A 20,217-nucleotide genomic window follows, 5' to 3' on the forward strand; every position below is an offset into this window, starting at 1 on the left:
CCAACAGATCGCAGCTGCGCCAACGCCTACAGGGTTTTGTGCTCGGCAACCGTCAGCCGGCGGCGCATATGCACGCGGTCGTAATAGTCTTCCCCCACCCTAATCGCACAATCCTCCAGCCCCGACTGTTCAAACCCGCAACGCTTGTACAACGCCAGCGCCGCCGTGCTATTGGCGCTGACGGTGAGTTCAATCACTTTGATATCGGGTTCTTGCTCAGCCAGAGACACGACCGCCTGCACCAATTGCTCGCCCAACCCTTGACCTCTGAAGCGTTCGCACACATATAAGCCAAACAAGGTGGCCTTGTGCTGCGCCTCTGCCCACGGCTCAAAGGCCAGGCCGACGATCCCCACCAACTCGCCCTCAATAAATGCGCCGTACAGCTCACTGAATTCGTCATCCAGCTGCGATTGCCACCAGCTCAGCGGCACGAGATCTCGCCGGGTAATCGTGGAGACAAACGCCTCAGGGTGTCGTTCATAGGCCTCTAGCATCAAGCGGCAATAGCCAGCGGCGTGTGAAGGATCAAGCAGTTCTATAGCCATTGAGGGTCCACGTCATAGCGTTTTACGTTGTTCGAGCATCAGCCTCACCGCCAGCGCCGCCAAGACGAACCCCATCACATAACGCTGCACGGCCAACCATAACGGGTTGCGTACAAACCAGACGGCGATCCCCGAGGCGAACAAGGCAATCAGCAAGTTGACGGTAAAACTGACGCTGATTTGAATAAGGCCCAACAGGATACTTTGGATAAACATCGAGCCGTGAGCCGGGCTGATGAACTGCGGCAGAATCGAGAGGTAAAACAGCGCCACCTTGGGGTTTAGCACACTGGTCAAAAAGCCCATGGCGACCAGTTTCGAAGACGAATCCGGCACCAGCTCACGGGCCTCAAACGGCGAACGTGCGCCGGGTCTAACCGCCTGCCAGGCCATCCACAACAGATAGAGCGCACCTGCCCATTTCAAGGCCTCATAGGCCATCGGCACAGCCAAAAACACAGCTGTCAGCCCGACCGCAGCGGCGAGCATGTGAACAAAGAAACCCGCCACCACCCCCACCAAAGACGTCACCCCTGCTGCGCGCCCCTGACAGATCGAACGCGAAATCAGGTAGATCATGTTTGGCCCCGGTGTCAGCACCATCAGCAAACACGCCGCAGTGAAAATCAGCACATCGTGGGCAGTAATCATCAAGGGTCCTTATCGGCATTAAATCAGGCGGAGGTCGGAATAATCTGGCGGTAGAACGGCAAAATCACATCACCGGTCAAGGGCGCCAGGGTCAAGCCGCCATCGCCACGGGGATCAATCCATTGCACTTCTTCGATCTCCGCAGCAGGGGCCACGTCAGCGTCGATATGCAGCAAAAACAACTCGGCCTGCACTTCAAACCCTGGCTCATTCACCGCCGGTGCACAAAAGTGCCCAAGGTAGGTGGCGCGGACCGGGTCAATCTTGAGCGCAAGCTCTTCTTCCAGCTCCCGGGCCAGCGCTTCAATGGGTTGCTCATGGGCATCAATTTTGCCACCCGGCTGCATAAAGGCTTGAGTACCGCGCTTGCGCACCAACAGGGTTCGGCCGTCGGGACCAATCAGCACAGCGGCGGCGATACGAATGATGTTTGTCGGTACAGGCAAAGATTGATCGGAACGCGTCACAAGAATTAACCACTCAGAGTGCGAAGGCGGGCAGGATCACACGGCCAGACTTCGCTGAAAAGATACAGATCCGCCTTTTTTAGAGGTTTATCAAACCGCTGAAATGGTTAATAAAACATTGCCTGTAAGGTTCTGTTAAGGTGCGCACCGTCCTGCCCGGAGGCAAGGATTGAGCGCGTGAATAATTACGCCGAGACAAAGGATAAAAGGAGTTTTAAATGTCGAGCATCACTGAGCTAAAAGAACGCGTTAATACTAAAACCTGGAACCTGGTATTGCTGGCTGTTGCAACTGCGGGCCTGTACCCCCTGCTCTGGCTATGGCAAAACCACACGATCATTGATCAGGTGACTCAACGTCAAACCGCGAACACTACTTACCTTATCTGGCTGGCGGTGTGTATTGGCTGGGGGGGTGCACTGGGCAATACAGGGGATAACGCCCTGATTCTCATTGGTAGCCTTTTGAGCCTTGCTGGGGCTGTTTTGTACATCGTGTGGGCGTTTCGAGCGCGGGCTGCCTTGCAAGAATACGCACTCAACGAACACAAAATTGATCTGCGCATGAACGGTTTTTACACCTTCATCTTCAACGTTTATTACATCAACTACTGCATCAACGACCTGCCTGAAGCGCTGCGCAAGCAGCAGATTTTGCAGGGCAAGACGCAAACCACTACCGTTTGATGATGTTTGGCCGCCCCGTTCGAGGGCGGCCAGTTAGGCCTGTGCGTATCAATCTTGAGCCACGGCCTTCGAACCACACCCCGCGAAACACTTGTTAAAGCCTGCAATCCTCCACTCCGATTGCGTCTTGCGCTGCTGCCCGGTGTACACCGGATGCGAGGCGCTGGAAATATCCAGCACCACAAAAGGGTACGTGTTGCCATCGGTATGGACATGCGTGCGATCCGTGTCCATCGTAGAGCCGATCAGAAAGTACGCGTCAGCCGCGTTGTCGTGAAAAAGCACTGTCCGGTCGTCAGGGTGAATGCCAGGTGTCATGAAATGTCTCCGCCGTTAAGGCAAGCTCGAAACGTTAGACAGTAACTACAGCCCCCCTGCAAATGACAACTTGCTTCAACTCGGCGCTCACGTTATATGCCCGCGACTATCGTCGGGATGCCGCGCCAAGCGAAATACCGTTCAATGACTGGTCTGCTTTCTGTAATGACGTTTGCTTGATACAGGGCAAACACCGCACCCGGGAAACCTCCAAGCTAAAGAGAGGGTCCTGACCACACCGTGAGTTCCCGCTTGTGCAGTTCACAAGCCCTTCAGGCGCAATGGCCTGACTGAAAAAACAAGCCTGAAACAGGAAACCGTATGAGCCTGTCACTGTTGAGCCGTTATGCGTTTTTTGCCTTTTGCGTGATTTTCACTCTCGTCAGCCTGCCGTTTATGCACCACGAGTGGTTATGGCCCTTTACTGCTGTGACCCTGGTGTTGAGCCTGATCGGTATTTTCGACCTGATGCAAACCCCCCACGCCGTGCGCCGTAACTACCCCATCCTGGGCAACATCCGATACATGGTTGAGACCATTCGCCCAGAGATACGCCAATACCTGCTGGAATCGGACAGCGATGCCCTGCCCTTCTCCCGTGCACAACGCTCACTGGTGTATTCACGGGCCAAGAATGAGAGTGCTGACAAACCATTTGGCACCCTGATCGATGTGTACCAATCAGGCTTTGAGTTTATCGGGCACTCCATGCGTCCGGCCCCTTTGAGCGACCCGGCGGGTTTTAGAGTGATGGTCGGCGGGCCTCAGTGCACGCAGCCTTACAGTGCATCGGTGTTCAACATCTCAGCCATGAGTTTCGGCTCCCTGAGCGCCAACGCGATTCGCGCACTTAATAAAGGGGCCCAACTGGGTAACTTTGCGCACGACACGGGTGAGGGCAGCATCAGCCCATATCACCGCGAAAACGGCGGGGACCTGACGTGGGAGTTGGGCAGCGGCTATTTCGGCTGCCGCACGACCGATGGCCGTTTCGACCCGGAACGCTTTGCCGTTCAGGCGCAAAACCCGCAAGTGCGCATGATCGAAATCAAGATGAGCCAAGGGGCAAAACCCGGTCATGGCGGGATTTTGCCAAAAGATAAAGTCACTCAAGAAATCGCTGAAACACGCGGCATCATGATGGGTGAAGACTGCATTTCCCCTTCACGACACAGCGCGTTTTCAACACCGCTTGAGTTGATGCAGTGGATCGCCCAATTGCGTGAACTGTCCGGCGGCAAGCCCGTGGGCTTCAAGTTCTGCCTGGGCCATCCGTGGGAGTTCATGGGCATTGCTAAAGCCATGCTGGAAACCGGCATCTTGCCGGACTTCATCGTCATCGACGGCAAAGAAGGTGGCACCGGGGCCGCACCGGTTGAGTTCACCGATCACATGGGCGCGCCAATGCGTGAAGGGTTGTTATTCGTGCATAACACCCTGGTGGGGCTCAACCTGCGCAGCAAGATCAAACTGGGCGCCAGTGGCAAGATCGTCAGCGCCTTTGATATTGCCAGCGTGTTGGCGATTGGCGCCGACTGGGCCAACTCGGCACGCGGCTTTATGTTTGCCATCGGCTGTATTCAGTCGCAGTCGTGTCACACCAACAAATGCCCAACCGGCGTAGCCACACAAGACCCATTGCGTCAGCGCGCCCTGGTGGTCCCGGACAAAGCACAGCGCGTATTTCATTTCCATCGCAACACCCTCAAGGGCCTGGCCGAAATGCTCGCCGCCGCGGGCCTTGAACACCCAGCACAACTGCAGGCCAAACATTTGGTACGTCGCGTGTCGGCGACCGAGGTCAAACTGTTTTCGCAACTCCACGTGTTTCTCAAGCCCGGCGAATTGCTGACCGGCGAAGTGAACGGGGAGTTTTATTCGCGCATGTGGCAAATGGCACGAGCCGACAGCTTTGACGCCAATGTCATTACGGCGGCTTGAAACGCACCTCGCCCACCACAAGGACGTAAAACATGCTGAAAGTGATTGCCGAAGACTTCATCAAACCCGAACACCTGAACACCGTACGCCCGTGGTACGCCGAACTGGTGGAAAAAACCCGATTGGAACCGGACTGCATCGCCTACGACTTGTACGTGGATCAGCAAAACCCGGGGCATTTCATTTTTATCGAGCAATGGCCCGATCAAGCGGCATTGGATGCTCACTGTCAAAGCGAGCACTTCAGGCGGCTGGTGCCGATGATTAATGCGCATCAGGCAAAAGCGTGCACGTTTATATTGATGCACGCGTTCTGAATAAGGCCATAACCTCTAACTTTCGCTGTCCGCCTTCACGCCGCCCGAACGAGAAGGCTGACAGCACAAGGCCCTACAACAAACATCATTGCGCACGGTATTACATAGTTAACAGTGACCTTTAAATCACCACTGCTGAATTTGATGAAAGGTCGAGTACGTTTGCAGGCGCTGGATGACATTGCAGAGAGTCAATACGAGTTGCAGTTACAGGCCTATAACGAAGGACTTGCAAACCAAAATCCCGGTACACCTGCCAGCCGGCTCAAGCCTGACCTGCTAGAAGTCCAACGGATATATCAGGTTGATTGGGCCCAACGCCTTGAATTGCCTTGGCAACCGACATCGATGAAATTCCGTACCAGCGCCTTAACCTGCGACGAGCAAATCGAGGCCGCCTACGAGATCGTGATCAACAAGGAATCAAGACGCGGCTATCTGCCGAAAAACCTGGCGCAGAAGGAGTGACACGACCCCGGCGGTCAAGGCTCGCCGCACAGGATACATTCCGTCATATTCAACCTTTGCATTTACTCTTGAATACCTTCACCCTGCGCGCCGCCTGTGTGTGTGTGGCGCGCAACCTGCACGACGTTCCGGGGTAGGTACGACATGCTTTCGAGAGACGGTTTGGCAAAGCGAAAACAGGCGAGGAAAGCCAGGATAGCGCACGACTTTACGGGTTGTAAATGAGCATTGCGAGCCTGTTTTCAACGCCGCATAACCGAGTGCAGATACATTTCGTACAGACCCCAAGGTCTTTATTCACTCTTTAACCGAGTACTCGTCTTGATCATTAACGGACGTGACCAGCGTATCGATTTCTTTCGCGGGCTGGCGCTGATTTTTATCTTTTGGGACCACATTCCGCATAACCCGCTGGCGGAAGTGACCGTGCGCAATTTCGGTTTGAGCGATGCGGCAGAAATCTTTGTGTTTTTGGCCGGCTATGCCGCCGTGCTGGCCTACGGAAAAATCGCTCGACGCGAGGGTTTGCTGATCGCCAGTGTGAAAATCCTGCGCCGCGCCTGGGTGCTGTATGTGGTGCATATTTTCTTGTTGGCAGTACTGATGGGCATTGTGTTCTACGCCAACAGCCACGTTGAAACCCGCGACTTGGTGCAGGAAATGGGCTTGCAGTATTTCCTGAGTAACCCACAGCAGGCCCTGACCGACGAATTGCTGCTGCGCTTCAAACCCAATCTGATGGACCCATTACCGTTGTACATCGTGTTATTGCTGGGTTTGCCGCTGGTACTGCCCATGTTGCTGCGCAAATCCGAGTACGTGGTGGGCGTGTCACTGGTGTTGTACTTGATTGCGCCTTTCTGGAACCTGGCAGCACAAGAAGGCGGCGTCTGGTTTTTTAACCCGATTGCCTGGCAGTTCCTGTTTATCCTGGGCGGAGCGGCCGCACTCCACAGCCAACCTCGCAAAGTTTCAGAGAACCGCCCACTGTTACGCCAACCGGTATTTTTGCTGGCAGTGCTTTATCTGCTGCTGACGGGCCTGTTGGCGTTGTCGTGGAAGTGGCCACAGGTACACGATGCGCTAATGCCTCTCTGGCTCGGTGAGCACCTGTATCCGATCAGTAAAACCAACCTTTCACCGGTTCGCTTGCTGCACTTTTTGGCATTGGCCTACGTGGTCGCCAAAGTCGTCCCGCACACTGATTGGCTGAATCGCGGGCTGGCTCGCCATACTTGCCGCATGGGCCGTTACTCACTGGAAGTGTTTTGTCTGGGGGTGATTCTGGCGCCGTTGGCCGACATGCTCAATGCACTGGGAGGGGATACGTTTGCGATGAAGCTTTTCAGCGCCCTGCTGGGCGTCGGGATCATGGCCATACTGGCCACATGGCTGGACTGGTACAAACGGTTGGGCAAGCAGGCACCGACTGTGTCGAGCCGCTGAGTATTCATGGGTAGGAGCGAGCGTGCTCGCTCCTACCGTTGCCTGAACTGTATTACGCGCTTATGAGGCCGAGCTTACGACTGCAGGGGTCGTGTGCTTAGGCTGCAACTTGAACACGTAAAACAGAACCGTCAGCAAGATCAAGAACGCCGGGCCAACAAACAAAGCCACTCGTGTCTCAACGAAGTAAGCCATCAGCCCTACCACAAAGAACAAGAACGCCAGCGCAGCATACGAGCTGTACGGGTACAGCCACATCTTGTACTTCAAGGCAGCCGCTTCTTCCTTGCTCAGATTTTTACGAAAGCGCAGTTGCGCCAGCAAGATCATCAACCAGGTCCAGATCGCACCGAAGGTGGCAATCGCCGTCACCCATACAAACACTTTCTCGGGCGCCAGGTAGTTGAGGACCACGCCCAGCAGCAACATTGCAATCGACAGCAACAATGCCTGACGCGGCACGCCATTTTTCGAGGTGGTACCGAAGTTGGCGGGCGCCTGACCGTTCTGCGCCAGGCTGTAGAGCATACGACCGGTGCTGAAAATGCCACCGTTGCATGACGACAGCGCGGCCGTGATCACCACAAAGTTAATGATGCCCGCCGCGGTTTTAATGCCCAGACGTTCAAAGGTCATGACAAACGGACTGCCTTGGGTACCGATCTCATTCCAAGGGTAGATCGACAGGATCACAAACAGTGCGCCGACGTAGAACAGCAGAATGCGCCAGAACACCGAGCCAATCGCACTGGGAATGGTCTTTTGCGGGTTCTTGGCTTCACCGGCCGTCAGACCGATCATTTCAACGCCCAGGTAGGCAAACATCACCATTTGCAGGGACATCAACACACCCTGGATGCCGTTTGGCAGAAAACCGCCGTGGGCCCAAAGGTTGGAAATACCCAGTGCAACGCCATCGTTACCAAAACCAAACGCGATGATGCCAATGCCACCGAGCACCATCGCGATGATGGTTACGATTTTGATCAGTGCAAACCAGAACTCAAACTCACCGAAAGCCTTGACCGCGATCAGGTTGATAGACCCCATGCTGATCAGCGCAGCAAGCGCCCAGATCCAGCGCGGTACATCGGGAAACCAGATCCCCATGTACACCGCCACGGCGGTGATTTCCGCGACACAGGTCACCAGCCATAAGAACCAGTAGTTCCAGCCCGTCAAAAAGCCCGCCAAGGGGCCAAGGTAATCTTGTGCGTAGCGGCTGAAAGAGCCAGCTACCGGATTGTGCACGGCCATTTCGCCAAGGGCGCGCATGATCACCAGGATGGCCAAGCCACCGATGATGTAGGACAGCATGATGGCAGGGCCTGCCATTTCAATTGCTTTGGCCGAACCCAGGAACAGGCCTACGCCGATACAGGCGCCGAGCGCCATCAAGCGAATATGACGTTCGCCCAGTTCGCGCTTGAGCGGACCGCCTTGTGCGGTTTCGCCTTGGGGCTGGTGGTTGCCGACTGGCATAAAAGTACAACCTCATATTGTTATTGGATGTGGCATCAATCGGGCGTTCTATCAAGCCGGGCGTGTCACCTGGCTCCCCTCTTGATCGGCCCTGACCTTGTGGGTCGACAGGTCAAAAGGGAAATGCCCTACTGAGATCGGCGGCGAGTATTGCACAGCGTTGGTGCACAGTCATTCCCCTACCTAGGACGTATTTACCTACTTTAAAGGCTCTATTCCTACACTTTCAGGCGCATGCCCCGTCAGCCGGGGCCTGCATCACCCGTCGGAAAAGCATTTATGCAGCGCCACCACAAAGTTTTCGCCGGCCTCACTCAACGTCTACGCTTCACACAAGCGCAGCCAAAATGCGTATGTGGAACTGTCGATTATGGGCGCACTGTGGCATTCCAATTCCAATCAAAGCGCAGGGCCACAAACGTCAGTGGAGCACGTGCTGCCCCCACCGCAAAGGCCCGGCGGGCGGCGCTATGGCTGGATTTTAGTAAGCGTTTTATCACTGGCAGGCCTGGCCGCAGTCAGCCTGATGGTCGTCAAAGAAGTGCGCACCTCTGCCTTTCAGGCGCGTGAGTTCAGTCGCTTTGCCGCGTCCCTGAGTTACTCGATGCAGGCAGGTCCAAGCGACTCGATGCTGTACCCCGGTGCGGGACCTTTTGACAAGCGACTGGGCTACAGCGCTTTGGGCGACTTTTTGCCGCGCTTGTTAAAACGTGATTACGTGATTGCCGAACAAACTCGCTTCTCGCCAGAGCTGTTGAGCTACAGCAAAAAAGGTTTTTTCGTACCGTACTCAGAAAAAATTCAAGCTGGACTTTCCATTACTGACTGCTCCGGCGCACCGCTCTATCAGTACAACTACCCGCAACAGCTCTATTCGAACTTCGCCAGTATTCCGCCAGTGGTGGTGCACAGCTTGTTGTTTATCGAAAACCGCGACCTGCTCGACCCCAATGAGCCGTTGGCCAACCCCGCCGTGGATTGGCCGCGTTTTGCCATGGCCGCGTGGTCGCAAGTTGCAAAAGTGCTGCACATGCCTGGCCAATCAGCGGGGGGCAGCACCTTGGCCACGCAACTCGAAAAATACCGTCACTCGCCAGATGGCCTGACAGTGTCCGGCAGTGAAAAAGTGCGGCAGATGATCTCCGCCAGCATGCGGGCCTATCAGGATGGGCCTGATACCCTGCAAGCCCGCCAGGCCGTGGTACGAGACTATCTCAACAGCGTGCCGCTCTCTGCGGTGCCGGGGCATGGTGAAGTCCACGGCATGGCTGAAGGATTACGGGTGTGGTACGGCGCCGATTTCAATCACGTCAATCAACAATTGGCCAGCACTGCGAGTGACCCGCAAAGCCTTGCATCCCGCGGCCTGGCATTACGAGAAGTGCTGTCGCTGATGATCGCCCAGCGCCGCCCTTCGCATTATTTGGCCAAAGGCCGCGAAGAATTGGCGCAATTGACCGACAGCCACATACGCCTGCTGGCGCAGAACAACGTCATTGATCCCGCATTAACGGCTGCGGCGCTGGCAAGCAAAGTGACCTACCGCAACTGGAATACAGCACCGACGATACAGCCCATCGAAACCAACAAAGGCATCAGCGTGGCGCGTGGCCGTCTCTCGGCGCTGCTCAAGCGCCCGCTGTACGACCTTGATCGCCTTGATCTGTCGGCGACCAGCACATTGCAAGCCGACTTGCAGCGCGAAGTCAGTCACTATCTGCGTCAACTGGCCGATCCCGCTTTTGCCGGCAAGCTGGGATTGCTCGGAGAACGTTTACTGACGCCCTCCAGCACTGCGCAAGTGCGTTACAGCTTCACCTTGTTTGAACTCACACCCGATGGCGCTCGCGCCAGAGTCCAAACCGACAGCACCGATCAGCCTTTTGACATTAACGAAGGCAGCAAACTGGAGCTGGGCTCGACCGCCAAACTGCGGGTCATGACCACTTACCTGCAAATCATGGCCGAGCTGCATGATCGCTACGGCGGTCAGTCCAGCGCCAACTTGAAGAAAGTCCAGGTCAATGACCAGGACCGCTTGAGTCGCTGGGCGCTGGATTACCTGATCCGGGACCCCGGCGCCAGCCTCGCGAACATGCTCGATGCCGCGCTCAACCGCCAATACTCCGCAAGCCCCGGCGAAAGCTTCTTCACCGGTGGCGGCATGCATCACTTTCACAACTTCCGCAATCAGGACAATGGCCGCAACCCGACCCTGCGCGAGGCCATCCGCGAGTCTATCAACCTGCCCTTCGTTAGGCTGATGCGCGATGTGGTGCGTTACACCACGTATCAGGCGCCAAGCAACAGCGCCGAACTGCTCAAAGACGACCTCAATCCGCGTCGTCAAGAATACTTGAGCCGTTTCGCCGATCGCGAAGGCACCACCTACATGCTCAAGTTCTGGAAAAAATACAAAGGTAAAGACACCCAGGCGCGCCTCGACACCTTTTTGGACAGCATGCACCCCACCCCCATTCGCATGTCCGCGGTGCACCGCTACCTGTTCCCACATGCTGACCAGGCCACCTTTAACAGCTTCGTGCGCTCACACCTGCGCAGCGACAAGATCCCCGACGATCGCCTCATCAAGCTTTACCAAAGCTACGGCCCTGGCGCCTATGACCTGCCCGACCAAGGTTACATCGCCAAAGTCCATCCGCTGGATCTGTGGCTGATGGGGTATTTACTGAACAACCCGCAGTCCACCTTCCAGCAAGCCGTAGCGGCAAGCCAATTCGAACGTCAGGAGGTTTACAGCTGGTTGTTTAAAAGCCGGCACAAAAGTGCCCGTGATAGCCGGATTCGTACCATGTTGGAAATCGAAGCATTCCTCGATATTCATCAGCGCTGGCAAAAGGTCGGCTACCCGTTTGACCACCTGGTGCCATCACTGGCCACGGCCTTGGGCAGCTCGGGGGATCGTCCGGCAGCGCTGTCGGAGTTGATGGGCATCATCCTTAACGATGGCGTGCGTTTACCGGTGTTACGCATTGATACCCTGCATTTCGCCGCCGATACGCCTTATGAAACCCGTCTGATCAACGACCCAGACAAAGGCGAGCGGGTGATGCCGAGCGAAGTGGCCACGGCCCTTCGTGAAGCCCTTTCAAACGTAGTGGACGCCGGAACTGCGCGCAGGGTTTCGGGCAGTTTCAAACAAACCGACGGCAGCATACTGGCCATGGGCGGCAAAACCGGGACCGGTGATAACCGCATCGAAGCCATGGGAGCGGGCGGACGCATCCTCAGCTCCAAGTCGATCAATCGCACGGCAACCTTCGTGTTTTACATCGGCGAACACCACTTTGGCACCCTGACTGCGTTTGTGCCTGGACGCTCGGCCGAAGCCTTCAAATTCACCTCCGCCCTGCCGGTGCAAGTCCTCAAGGGCATGGCCCCGATCCTGACGCCGTACCTTCAACCTGACACTCACACCTTGTGCCATCCGCCTGCCGCCCAGTTGTAATCATCCATAAACCCGGCACTGCGGCGCGGCTCTTCAGCGGCTTGTGAAACTGCCGAGGTTGACGCCGCCGTTGGCGAGTCTAGGTTCGATTGCAAAGTGATCATTTACCCGATCACTACTGGGGTGCAGCTGAAGATGCAGCCTGGTATTTCTGGGCCGGTCGCTAAAGTCTCTAGCGCCGATCAGTACATGAGAATAATTACCGTTCATCGCCTCTGCTTGAACAGACTTAAGATATATCTTAAGTTGTATCTGACTTTTACAGAGCGCGAAGATAAATGAGAGAACACCATCATCCTCATCACCGCGAGCACGGTGTTGACCCCGACGGTTTCGAAAAACGCCCCGGTCGCGAACGCGCAGGCCGTGGCCCACGGGTATTCGCCCCTGGCGACTTGAAATTACTGCTGCTGGCGCTTATCGCCGACCAGCCTTGTCACGGTTACGACTTGATCCGCCAAATCGAAACGCTGTTCGACGGCGCCTATAGCCCCAGCCCCGGCGTGATCTACCCGACCCTGACCTTCCTTGAAGAAAGCGAAATGATCACGGGCGATACCGAAGGCGGTAAAAAACGCTATACCGTCACCGACGCCGGTCGTCAGTCACTGGCCGAGCAAACCATTGCGCTGGAAGGCGTGCGCATGCGCATTGATGTCAGCAAGCGCTCGCTGCGCGGCCACGACCGGCCGGCTGAAATCCACGAAGCCGTGCACAACTTGCGTCACGCGTTACAAATGCACCATGGCCGCTGGAACCCGGAAGAAATCCTGCGCGTTCGCGACCTGCTCAATAACACCGCCAAAGCCATTGTCGATGGCCCTGTTACTGCACTGTCATCGCAGGAGAACGCTGAATGAATGCCATCGCCCCCCAGACCATTCACCGGGTCATGCATGAAATAAAACGCCGCAAACTTGAGGTGCTCCGGGTGACCGACCTGACACCCCGCATGCGCCGTATTACCGTAAGCGGACCTGAATTGGCCGGCTTCATCAGCCTGGGCAGCGATGACCACGTCAAGTTGTTCTTCCCGCAGAACGCCGAAGAACAGGCGGCACTCGAAGGCCTGGAACTCAGTGCCGGGTTGAAGAGCAAAAGCATGCCTGCGATGCGCGACTACACCCCGCGTCGCTACGACCTGCACACCCTCGAACTGGACATCGACTTTGTACTGCATGGCGACGGACCTGCCTCTACCTGGGCAGCCCAGGCCACGCCGGGGCAGTACCTGCACATCGGTGGTCCGCGCGGCTCAATGGTGGTTCCCGATATCTTCGACAGCTACCTGCTGATCGGCGACGAAACAGCCATCCCCGCCATCGCCCGACGCCTGCAAGAGCTCCCCGCCAATCGCCGGGCACTGGTCGTGGTAGACATCGAAAATGCGGGGGAAGAGCAACCGTTTGACAGCGCCGCAACGGTTGACGTGATCTGGGTGCATCGCGACCAGCCGAATGAGGACCTGCTCAAGACCGTTGCACAATTGAAGATGCCTGAGGGCGAGTTGTATGCATGGGTGGCGACCGAAAGTGCGCTGGCGCGCAAGGTGCGTCGTGTGCTGCTCGACACCCATGGTTTGAATGACGAGTTTGTAAAAGCGGTCGGCTACTGGCGGTTGAACGACAGCGCCGAAGATTAATCGACCGCGTACGTGCCTGTACTCTGACGCATCGGATTGATGGGTTTGACGGCTACTTCGCACCCGCACGCTGCCCAGGCACGAAGCGGCGATAGGCTGCGCGCCTGACCCATCGGGCCTGTACGTTAATCGGGTGTTGCAGGCCGCTTCCATCGGTCCAGCCCCACCACAATGACGGCCACGGCTATGAACCCCGCCAAAATTGCGCTGGCATTGATAAATGTCAGCGCATACCCCAGCTTCTCGACGTCCACAAACGGATACGGGTATGCACCCAGCAGATGCCCGCGCAACAGGATGTAGGCGAAATACAAAATGGGGTACAGCGCCCATAACCCGATGTGCCGGATGCGTAACGCGCCTTTGGGTACGCAAAACCACCAATACAGGGCGAAGAGTACGGGCATTACGTCATGCAGCACTTCATTGGCCAGCCACTGCAAACCCTGGGGCTGCCAGAGGTTACGCAGCAGCACACTGTACGCAACGCCCACCACAATGATGCTCACGCAAACACCGCTGCTAATCCGTGGCTGCAAGAAGAACCTTCTGACGCCTGACTCACGACCCGTTGCCTCGCAGGTCAAAACCACCGCCGCCAGGGTGTTAGTCAGAATGGTGAAAAAACTGAAGTAGTTCACCAATCCCCCCAACACGCTAGCGCCTGATGTCCAGCGGGCCAGCAACACCAGATCAAGCTGCAACGCCAACCCGCTCCACCCCACCATCGCCAGCAGGGTGCACAGCGTGCGTGTGGCGGTGGCGCTTACTCTCGTCGGGGGATTGTTCATCGGCGAATCAAATATCGCGCTTGGTGCGGGCGTATTTCACATAGAGCTTTTCAACTTTTTCCCGCGCCCAGGGCGTTTTCCTCAAGAAGGTCAGGCTCGACTTAATGCTCGGGTCGCTTTTGAAACAGCGAATATCAATGCGCTCAGCCAGCCCTTCCCACGTGTAATGCGCCACCAGCGCCGTAAGGATTTGTTCCAGCGTCACGCCGTGCAAGGGGTTGTTAGTGGGTTCAGTCATGCCGAGCCTTAAGAAAGCAATAGAGAGAAAGTCGCGCACCTTAGCCGAGCACTCGCTCAGGGGGAAGTGCATTTGCCACGCCACAGCTTAGCCGTGACTGGACAGGTGAGAGGAAAGTTCCCCTTGGTTACATTAACAGTGATGTTATATTGTAACCAATACTTTCCAATCAGAGCGTATCGCGCGCGCCTTTCACGTCTAACCCTTCCAAGGAACTTGCAATGTCGTCCCCCGCCTTCCCACGCCATCTTCGCCGTCTACGCCTGACCCCACTGGCTACCGCCCTGCTCGTTGCCTCCCCGGTATATGCCCTTGAATTGCAACCCCAGGTGATTACCGGCAACCCGCTTGGCAGCAGCCAGTTGGCCTCACCGACCACCGTTCTGGAGGGTGACGACCTGACCTTGCAACAACAAGGCAGCCTCGGTGAAACCCTGAACAAGCAACCGGGTGTGTCCTCGTCCTACTTCGGGCCCGGAGCCAGCCGCCCGATTATTCGTGGCCTGGACGGTGACCGCATTCGCATTCTGCGCAATGGCGTCGGGGCGCTGGATGCCTCATCCCTGTCTTACGATCACGCCGTGCCGCTGGACCCGGTGAATGTCGAACGGGTGGAAATTGTGCGCGGCCCCGCCGCCTTGCTGTACGGCGGCAATGCCATCGGTGGCGTGGTCAACACCTTTGACAATCGCATCCCGACTGAGGCCATCGAGGGTATTCAGGGTGCGGGAGAGTTGCGTTACGGCGGTGCAGACACCACGCGCAGCAGCGCAGGCAAGCTGGAAGCGGGCGATGGCACTTTCGCCCTGCACCTGGATGCCAACGCCCGCGAATTTAACGACCTGAAAATCCCCGGTGATGCGCGCAGTCGTCATGCACCGGCAAGTGAAGACGGCAACGATAAAAAAGGCCGTTTGGGCAACAGCAATGGCCGCCAGGACGGCGGCGCGGTGGGAGGTTCTTACACGTGGGACGATGGTTATGCCGGTCTGTCCTACAGCAACTACGACGCCAATTACGGCTCACCCGCCGAACAAGACGTGCGTATTCGCATGAAGCAGGATCATTACGCGTTTGCCTCCCAATTGCGCAACCTGCAAGGCCCCTTCAGCTCGCTGAAATTCAACGCCGGTTACACCGACTATGAACACCGCGAAATCGAAGGCGGCGAGGTCGGCACCACCTTCAAGAACAAAGGCTATGAAGCCGGTGTTGAAGCGCGGCACGTGCCCTTGGGACCGCTGAATGGCGTGGTGGGTGCTCAGGTCAACCGCAACGAGTTTTCTGCCTTGGGCGAAGAAGCGTTCGTACCGCACACCGACACCAACAGTGGCGCCCTGTTCATCCTCGAAGAACTGCAAGCCACCGAACGCTTGACGCTCAGCCTGGGCGCTCGTCTGGAGCACACCGTGGTCGACCCGGATGCCAAGGGTAACGAGCGCTTTTCAGCGGCTGATCGCTCTAAAAGCTTCACCACAGGCAGCGTGTCGTCGGGTGCAGTCTTCACCCTGACTCCGATTTGGTCGTTGGCTGCCACCCTGGGCTACACCGAGCGCGCCCCTACGTTTTATGAGCTGTACGCCAACGGCGCGCACGTTGCGACCGGCACTTATGAAGTTGGCAACGCAAACCTGTCAAAAGAAAAAGCCGTCTCCAGCGACCTGGCCCTGCGTTTTGATAACGGCACCCACACGGGCAGTGTCGGCGTGTTCTACAGCCACTTTTCCAATTACATCGGCTTACTCGGCTCGGGTCGTACGTTGAATGACGAAGGTGAACCCGACGCCGATGGTATCCCGGAGTACACCTACTCCGGAGTACGCGCACGCTTCACGGGCTTTGAAGCGAAAGATCACTGGAAACTTGGTGAAAGTGCCTACGGCAAATTCGCGCTGGAACTGTCAGGTGACTACACCCGAGCCACCAACCTCGACACGGGCGAAGCGTTGCCTCGTATTGCACCACTGCGCTTGAGCAGTGGCCTGCTGTGGGAACTGGATCGCTGGCAGGCACGGGTGGACATCGAACACGCCAGTCATCAAGGGCGCGTACCGCGCAATGAGTCGGGCACTGAGGGTTACACCACCTTAGGCGCCAGCGCCGGCTATCACTTTGAAGTGGGCAGCAGCCAATGGCTGGCCTTCGTCAAAGGCCAGAACCTGACCAACCAGACCGTGCGTTACGCCAGCTCAATTCTGCGCGACATAGCGCCTGCGCCAGGGCGTGGCATTGAGGTCGGTTTACGTACCACGTTCTAAGCCTGCGCACCTGCACTGAGCGTCGCGCAGCCCTCTGCGCGGCGCTATCGAAGGCTCTAGAACAGGCTTTTTGCCACTAATACGAGACTAAATAAAAGCAACATTTCGCTTTATCGCTACGCTCTTTCTCCGTTCTCACCTTGTAACTAGATTTATCCCACAGAGAACTTGGAGTCGTTATGCACGGAAGCTGTAGCACCACCGCCTCGCACATCCTTAAAGAAATGCTGCATTACCGCCGTCGCTTCTCAGGCAGCGATCAAGATATTTCCCTCGAAAACGACATCGTTACCCTCACCCAATTGCCGCGCATCCAGACCTTTATCAGCGCCAACCTGCCCATTCACTTCATCTTGCCAGCCTTCCCGGCCAAGTCACCGAACCCCAATAAAGTGTTGGGTGCTGTCCCGGATATGGCTGAAAAACTTGCCCTGACGTTTCTCAATTCATTGTGCGAAAACATTAAGAGCCACTACGCACCCGGCGCACGCCTGACCATTTGCTCGGATGGCCATGTGTTTTCTGACTTGATCAACGTCAGTGACGCCACGATCAACACCTACCAGAACAAGATCAAAGCGCTGATCAAGGATGAACAGCTGTCACACCTGGACGTTCTGAACCTGGGTGATATCGAAGAGTTCGCGGCCTTGACCGATGACTACGATGTGCTGCGCAGCACATTGCTGGAAGGCTACGCCGACCCGCTGCAAGACATTCGCGAGCACCTGCTCAACGACGAGGACGGCACCCGCCTGTACCGCGCCATCACCCGGTTCATGTTTGAGGACGGTTTGACGCCGGATTACCAGGGCTCAAAAACAGCGCTGCAACGTGACGCCCGCCAACGCGCCTATGGCGTGATTCAAAGCAGTTGGGCCTGGGGCAACCTGCTGGCGCAATGTTTCCCGGATGCCATTCGCCTGTCGATCCACCCGCAACCTACGTCGAGTTTAAAAATGGGCATTCATATGCTGCCCACCAAGGATGACTGGTTGACGCCCTGGCATGGCACAGCCGTGGATGTGGACGGCACCTTTGTGCTGATGAGAAAAACCGAAGCCATGGAGCTGAATGCCGAGCCGGTGTGGGTCGATGGCAACCACAGCCACTACTCGCTCGACTCGCGTAAGTCAGCCGAATGCGCATGAGAAGCACGGATGCTTCTGAATTTTCGCTGTCTCATACGGTAAACAGTGATGCAAAACACACCTGCTTTTAACGTCAGTGCACATTCGCCTTTTGGCCTGATGATTACGCCTGCCCACAACGGGCAAACAGTCGAGCAACTGGATGTCAGCCAGCTCATCGCCCTGGCACGCGAGCATCACTTGCTGATACTGCGCGGATTTGCGCCGACCTTCGTCGATTCACCGAGTTTTACCCGCTTTGCCGAGCAATGGGGAGCGATCAAGATGTGGCCCTTTGGCGCGGTACTTGACGTTAAGGAGCACCCGGACGCCACCGACCATATCTTTGATCACAGCGGCGTGCCCTTGCACTGGGACGGCATGTACAAGCCGACCATTCCTGAATTTCAACTGTTCAATTGCCTGCATGCCCCCGCAGAGGATGAAGGTGGGCGTACGACCTTTCTCGACACTGAGGCGCTGTTGGCCCATACCCCGCGGGAAGTGATTGAGCGCTGGCGTGACGTCAGTGTCACTTACCGTATTCGTCAGGTGGTGCATTACGGCGGCCAAGTGTGCTCCTCGTTGCTGGTTGAGCACCCGCGCACTGGCAAGCCGGTGCTGCGTTACAACGAACCGGCACAGGAGGGCGAGCGTTTTCTCAATCGCCATGCGTTGCAGTACCACGGTATCGAGCCGGACCAGGTGCTGGCGTTTGAACAGGACCTGCAGGCCCGGCTGCATGACCCGCGCTTTTACTACGGCCATGCCTGGCAACAAAACGACGTGGTGATTGCCGACAACTTCTCGCTGCTGCACGGCCGCGAGGCGTTTACCGCACGTTCTGCACGACACTTGCAGCGGGTACACATCCACGCCGATCCCATCTGCCACAACACCGCTTTACAGCCCGGCGCCTGACCTGTGACCGCTGCCCGTGTGCGCCAACTGCGTACCCGGTCAGCGGCCAGATATCACGGTTTTACACATTGATAAACACATCGAAAGGACTTCGACATGGCACGTCTTCTGATTGCTTGCACCGCCAGCCCAGGGCATGTATTGCCGCTGCTTAAAATCGCTGAACACTTGATAGGCCAAGGCCATGAGCTGGGGGTACTGACCGGCAAACTGTTTCGCCAGCAGGGTGAACACATTGGCGCCGAGTTTTTCGAATTCAACGAAAACATCGACTTCGATTACCGTCACGTAGACCGTCTTTTTCCACAACGCGCCTTGCTACCTCCAGGCCCCGAGCAAACAGCTCTGGCCCTGAGGAATTTTTTTGCCGATGCCATGCCACTGCAAGATCTGCAATTGCGTCAACTGATTCAAGACTTCAAACCCGACGCGCTGATCATTGAAAGCGTGTTTTATGGCGCCCTGCCGTTACTGCTGGGCCCTGTCGCCTCACGCCCCCCAGTGATGTGCATCGGTGAAACGCCGCTAGGCCTCAGCTCACGGGACTCGATCTTCTTCGGCCCGCGCATACCGCCCGCCGTGCTGCCAACGGACTGCACGCGAGAGTCGCTGGTTATCAGCGATCATCAACGACTTATCGACGAGGTTCATGACTACTTCAATCAAACACTGATCCAGCACGGGCACCCCACATTGCGTGCGGCACTCAGCGATACGCTGGTCAACGACGTGGAGCGCTTCTGCCAGTTGTCGACCCAAGCGTTTGAATATGCGCGCGATGACCTGCCACAACACTTGAGATTTGTCGGCCCGCTGCGTAATCCTCCAACCTCCAGAAACGCCGTCAAAGATCCATTCATCGAGGAGGATGGACGTCCGCTGGTGATCGTGACGCAGGGAACGGTGGCCAATGCCGACCTCAATCAACTGCTGCTGCCCACGTTGCGCGCGCTGGCAGGCTTACCTGTCAAGGTGCTGGCGCTTACCGGCGGCCGGGGCACCGACCCGTCCCTGATCCCCACGGCCGACAACCTGCGCGTCACCGATTTTGTGGCGTATGAACAGGTGCTGCCACACGCCAGTGTATTTATCACCAACGGCGGCTATGGCTCGATCAACAGCGCATTGGGCTATGGCGTACCAGTGCTGATCGCGGGCACCGGCGAAGACAAAGCCGAAACGTCTACGCGAGTGGTATGGGCGAGGTGCGGCATTAACCTCAACACCAGCTACCCCTCTGAGCAGGCAATTGCGCACGCCGTGCAAAAAATCATCACTCAACCCTCTTATCGCCTCCGTGCAAAGGAGATCGCCGAAGATTTTTTACAGCATGACGCACTGGCCATTATTTCAGACGAACTCCAGCAAATGCTGGCCGAAACAGCCTGAGACGATCGGTCGCAGCACACTGTTACCAAATCCGAAATGATCCATGTCATTTAAA

19 protein-coding genes are annotated in these 20,217 nt (G+C 56.7%); 12 read left to right on the top strand and 7 right to left on the bottom strand.

Features of this window, described 5'->3' with window-relative positions:
* Positions 1-26 precede the first annotated feature (26 nt).
* Genes GYN01_RS05150 through GYN01_RS05160 form a run of 3 tightly spaced genes read right to left on the bottom strand, consistent with a single transcriptional unit; the run spans position 27 to position 1,666 of the window.
* On the bottom strand, positions 27-548 hold the full coding sequence (locus tag GYN01_RS05150) for a GNAT family N-acetyltransferase (RefSeq protein WP_048362662.1): 522 nt from the start codon (positions 546-548) through the stop codon (positions 27-29).
* A 12-nt stretch (positions 549-560) separates the two neighbouring features.
* The gene (locus GYN01_RS05155; protein WP_203306680.1) at positions 561-1,199 is read right to left on the bottom strand and encodes a LysE family translocator; all 639 of its coding nucleotides are present in this window, start codon (positions 1,197-1,199) and stop codon (positions 561-563) included.
* A 23-nt stretch (positions 1,200-1,222) separates the two neighbouring features.
* The gene (locus GYN01_RS05160; protein WP_048362660.1) at positions 1,223-1,666 is read right to left on the bottom strand and encodes an NUDIX hydrolase; all 444 of its coding nucleotides are present in this window, start codon (positions 1,664-1,666) and stop codon (positions 1,223-1,225) included.
* Positions 1,667-1,884: 218 nt separating this feature from the next.
* Between GYN01_RS05160 and GYN01_RS05165 the strand changes: the two genes are divergently transcribed.
* Positions 1,885-2,352 carry a DUF4234 domain-containing protein gene (locus tag GYN01_RS05165; protein ID WP_048362659.1) on the top strand — a complete coding sequence of 156 codons (468 nt, stop codon included), beginning with the start codon at positions 1,885-1,887 and terminating at the stop codon, positions 2,350-2,352.
* 48 nt (positions 2,353-2,400) lie between these two features.
* Here the strand turns inward: GYN01_RS05165 and GYN01_RS05170 are convergent, their stop codons facing one another.
* The gene (locus tag GYN01_RS05170) at positions 2,401-2,670 is read right to left on the bottom strand and encodes a type B 50S ribosomal protein L31 (protein ID WP_203306681.1); all 270 of its coding nucleotides are present in this window, start codon (positions 2,668-2,670) and stop codon (positions 2,401-2,403) included.
* Positions 2,671-2,991: 321 nt separating this feature from the next.
* Between GYN01_RS05170 and GYN01_RS05175 the strand changes: the two genes are divergently transcribed.
* The 4 genes from GYN01_RS05175 to GYN01_RS05190 all read left to right on the top strand — a co-directional run bounded on the left by GYN01_RS05175 (position 2,992) and on the right by GYN01_RS05190 (position 6,842).
* Positions 2,992-4,611, top strand: coding sequence for an FMN-binding glutamate synthase family protein (locus tag GYN01_RS05175; protein WP_203306682.1), 1,620 nt, complete (start codon positions 2,992-2,994; stop codon positions 4,609-4,611).
* 32 nt (positions 4,612-4,643) lie between these two features.
* Positions 4,644-4,928, top strand: coding sequence for a putative quinol monooxygenase (locus tag GYN01_RS05180; protein WP_048401126.1), 285 nt, complete (start codon positions 4,644-4,646; stop codon positions 4,926-4,928).
* A 144-nt stretch (positions 4,929-5,072) separates the two neighbouring features.
* Positions 5,073-5,396: an NEL-type E3 ubiquitin ligase domain-containing protein gene (locus GYN01_RS05185; protein WP_203306683.1), complete on the top strand. Its 324-nt coding sequence runs from the start codon at positions 5,073-5,075 to the stop codon at positions 5,394-5,396.
* 324 nt (positions 5,397-5,720) lie between these two features.
* Positions 5,721-6,842: an OpgC domain-containing protein gene (locus GYN01_RS05190; protein WP_203306791.1), complete on the top strand. Its 1,122-nt coding sequence runs from the start codon at positions 5,721-5,723 to the stop codon at positions 6,840-6,842.
* A gap of 60 nt (positions 6,843-6,902) precedes the next feature.
* On the opposite strand, the gene GYN01_RS05195 is transcribed toward GYN01_RS05190, so the two are convergent.
* Complete coding sequence (locus GYN01_RS05195; protein WP_048362654.1) at positions 6,903-8,324, bottom strand: amino acid permease; 1,422 nt, start codon at positions 8,322-8,324, stop codon at positions 6,903-6,905.
* Between the two features lie 370 nt (positions 8,325-8,694).
* Between GYN01_RS05195 and GYN01_RS05200 the strand changes: the two genes are divergently transcribed.
* The 3 genes from GYN01_RS05200 (at position 8,695) to GYN01_RS05210 (ending at position 13,435) form a co-directional block, all read left to right on the top strand.
* On the top strand, positions 8,695-11,793 hold the full coding sequence (locus GYN01_RS05200) for a transglycosylase domain-containing protein (protein ID WP_203306684.1): 3,099 nt from the start codon (positions 8,695-8,697) through the stop codon (positions 11,791-11,793).
* A gap of 278 nt (positions 11,794-12,071) precedes the next feature.
* A complete protein-coding gene (locus GYN01_RS05205) occupies positions 12,072-12,653 on the top strand; it encodes a PadR family transcriptional regulator (RefSeq protein WP_048362652.1) in 582 nt (193 codons plus the stop codon).
* Positions 12,650-13,435 carry a siderophore-interacting protein gene (locus GYN01_RS05210; RefSeq protein ID WP_048362651.1) on the top strand — a complete coding sequence of 262 codons (786 nt, stop codon included), beginning with the start codon at positions 12,650-12,652 and terminating at the stop codon, positions 13,433-13,435. The genes GYN01_RS05205 and GYN01_RS05210 overlap by 4 nt, the downstream gene beginning before the upstream one ends.
* A 125-nt stretch (positions 13,436-13,560) precedes the next feature.
* Here the strand turns inward: GYN01_RS05210 and GYN01_RS05215 are convergent, their stop codons facing one another.
* Positions 13,561-14,226, bottom strand: coding sequence for a Pr6Pr family membrane protein (locus tag GYN01_RS05215; RefSeq protein ID WP_048401148.1), 666 nt, complete (start codon positions 14,224-14,226; stop codon positions 13,561-13,563).
* Positions 14,227-14,233: 7 nt separating this feature from the next.
* Positions 14,234-14,464: a VF530 family protein gene (locus tag GYN01_RS05220; protein WP_048362649.1), complete on the bottom strand. Its 231-nt coding sequence runs from the start codon at positions 14,462-14,464 to the stop codon at positions 14,234-14,236.
* 221 nt (positions 14,465-14,685) lie between these two features.
* On the opposite strand from GYN01_RS05220, the gene GYN01_RS05225 reads away from it, so the two are divergent.
* The 4 genes from GYN01_RS05225 (at position 14,686) to GYN01_RS05240 (ending at position 20,162) form a co-directional block, all read left to right on the top strand.
* Complete coding sequence (locus GYN01_RS05225; RefSeq protein ID WP_203306685.1) at positions 14,686-16,722, top strand: TonB-dependent receptor; 2,037 nt, start codon at positions 14,686-14,688, stop codon at positions 16,720-16,722.
* A 179-nt stretch (positions 16,723-16,901) separates the two neighbouring features.
* A complete protein-coding gene (locus tag GYN01_RS05230; protein ID WP_203306686.1) occupies positions 16,902-17,873 on the top strand; it encodes an L-tyrosine/L-tryptophan isonitrile synthase family protein in 972 nt (323 codons plus the stop codon).
* A gap of 48 nt (positions 17,874-17,921) precedes the next feature.
* A complete protein-coding gene (locus GYN01_RS05235) occupies positions 17,922-18,773 on the top strand; it encodes a TauD/TfdA dioxygenase family protein (RefSeq protein ID WP_048362646.1) in 852 nt (283 codons plus the stop codon).
* A 96-nt stretch (positions 18,774-18,869) separates the two neighbouring features.
* The gene (locus GYN01_RS05240; protein ID WP_048362645.1) at positions 18,870-20,162 is read left to right on the top strand and encodes a nucleotide disphospho-sugar-binding domain-containing protein; all 1,293 of its coding nucleotides are present in this window, start codon (positions 18,870-18,872) and stop codon (positions 20,160-20,162) included.
* Positions 20,163-20,217 lie beyond the last annotated feature (55 nt).

Source organism: Pseudomonas weihenstephanensis (assembly GCF_016812185.1).
GTDB classification, from domain to species: Bacteria; Pseudomonadota; Gammaproteobacteria; order Pseudomonadales; family Pseudomonadaceae; genus Aquipseudomonas; species Aquipseudomonas weihenstephanensis.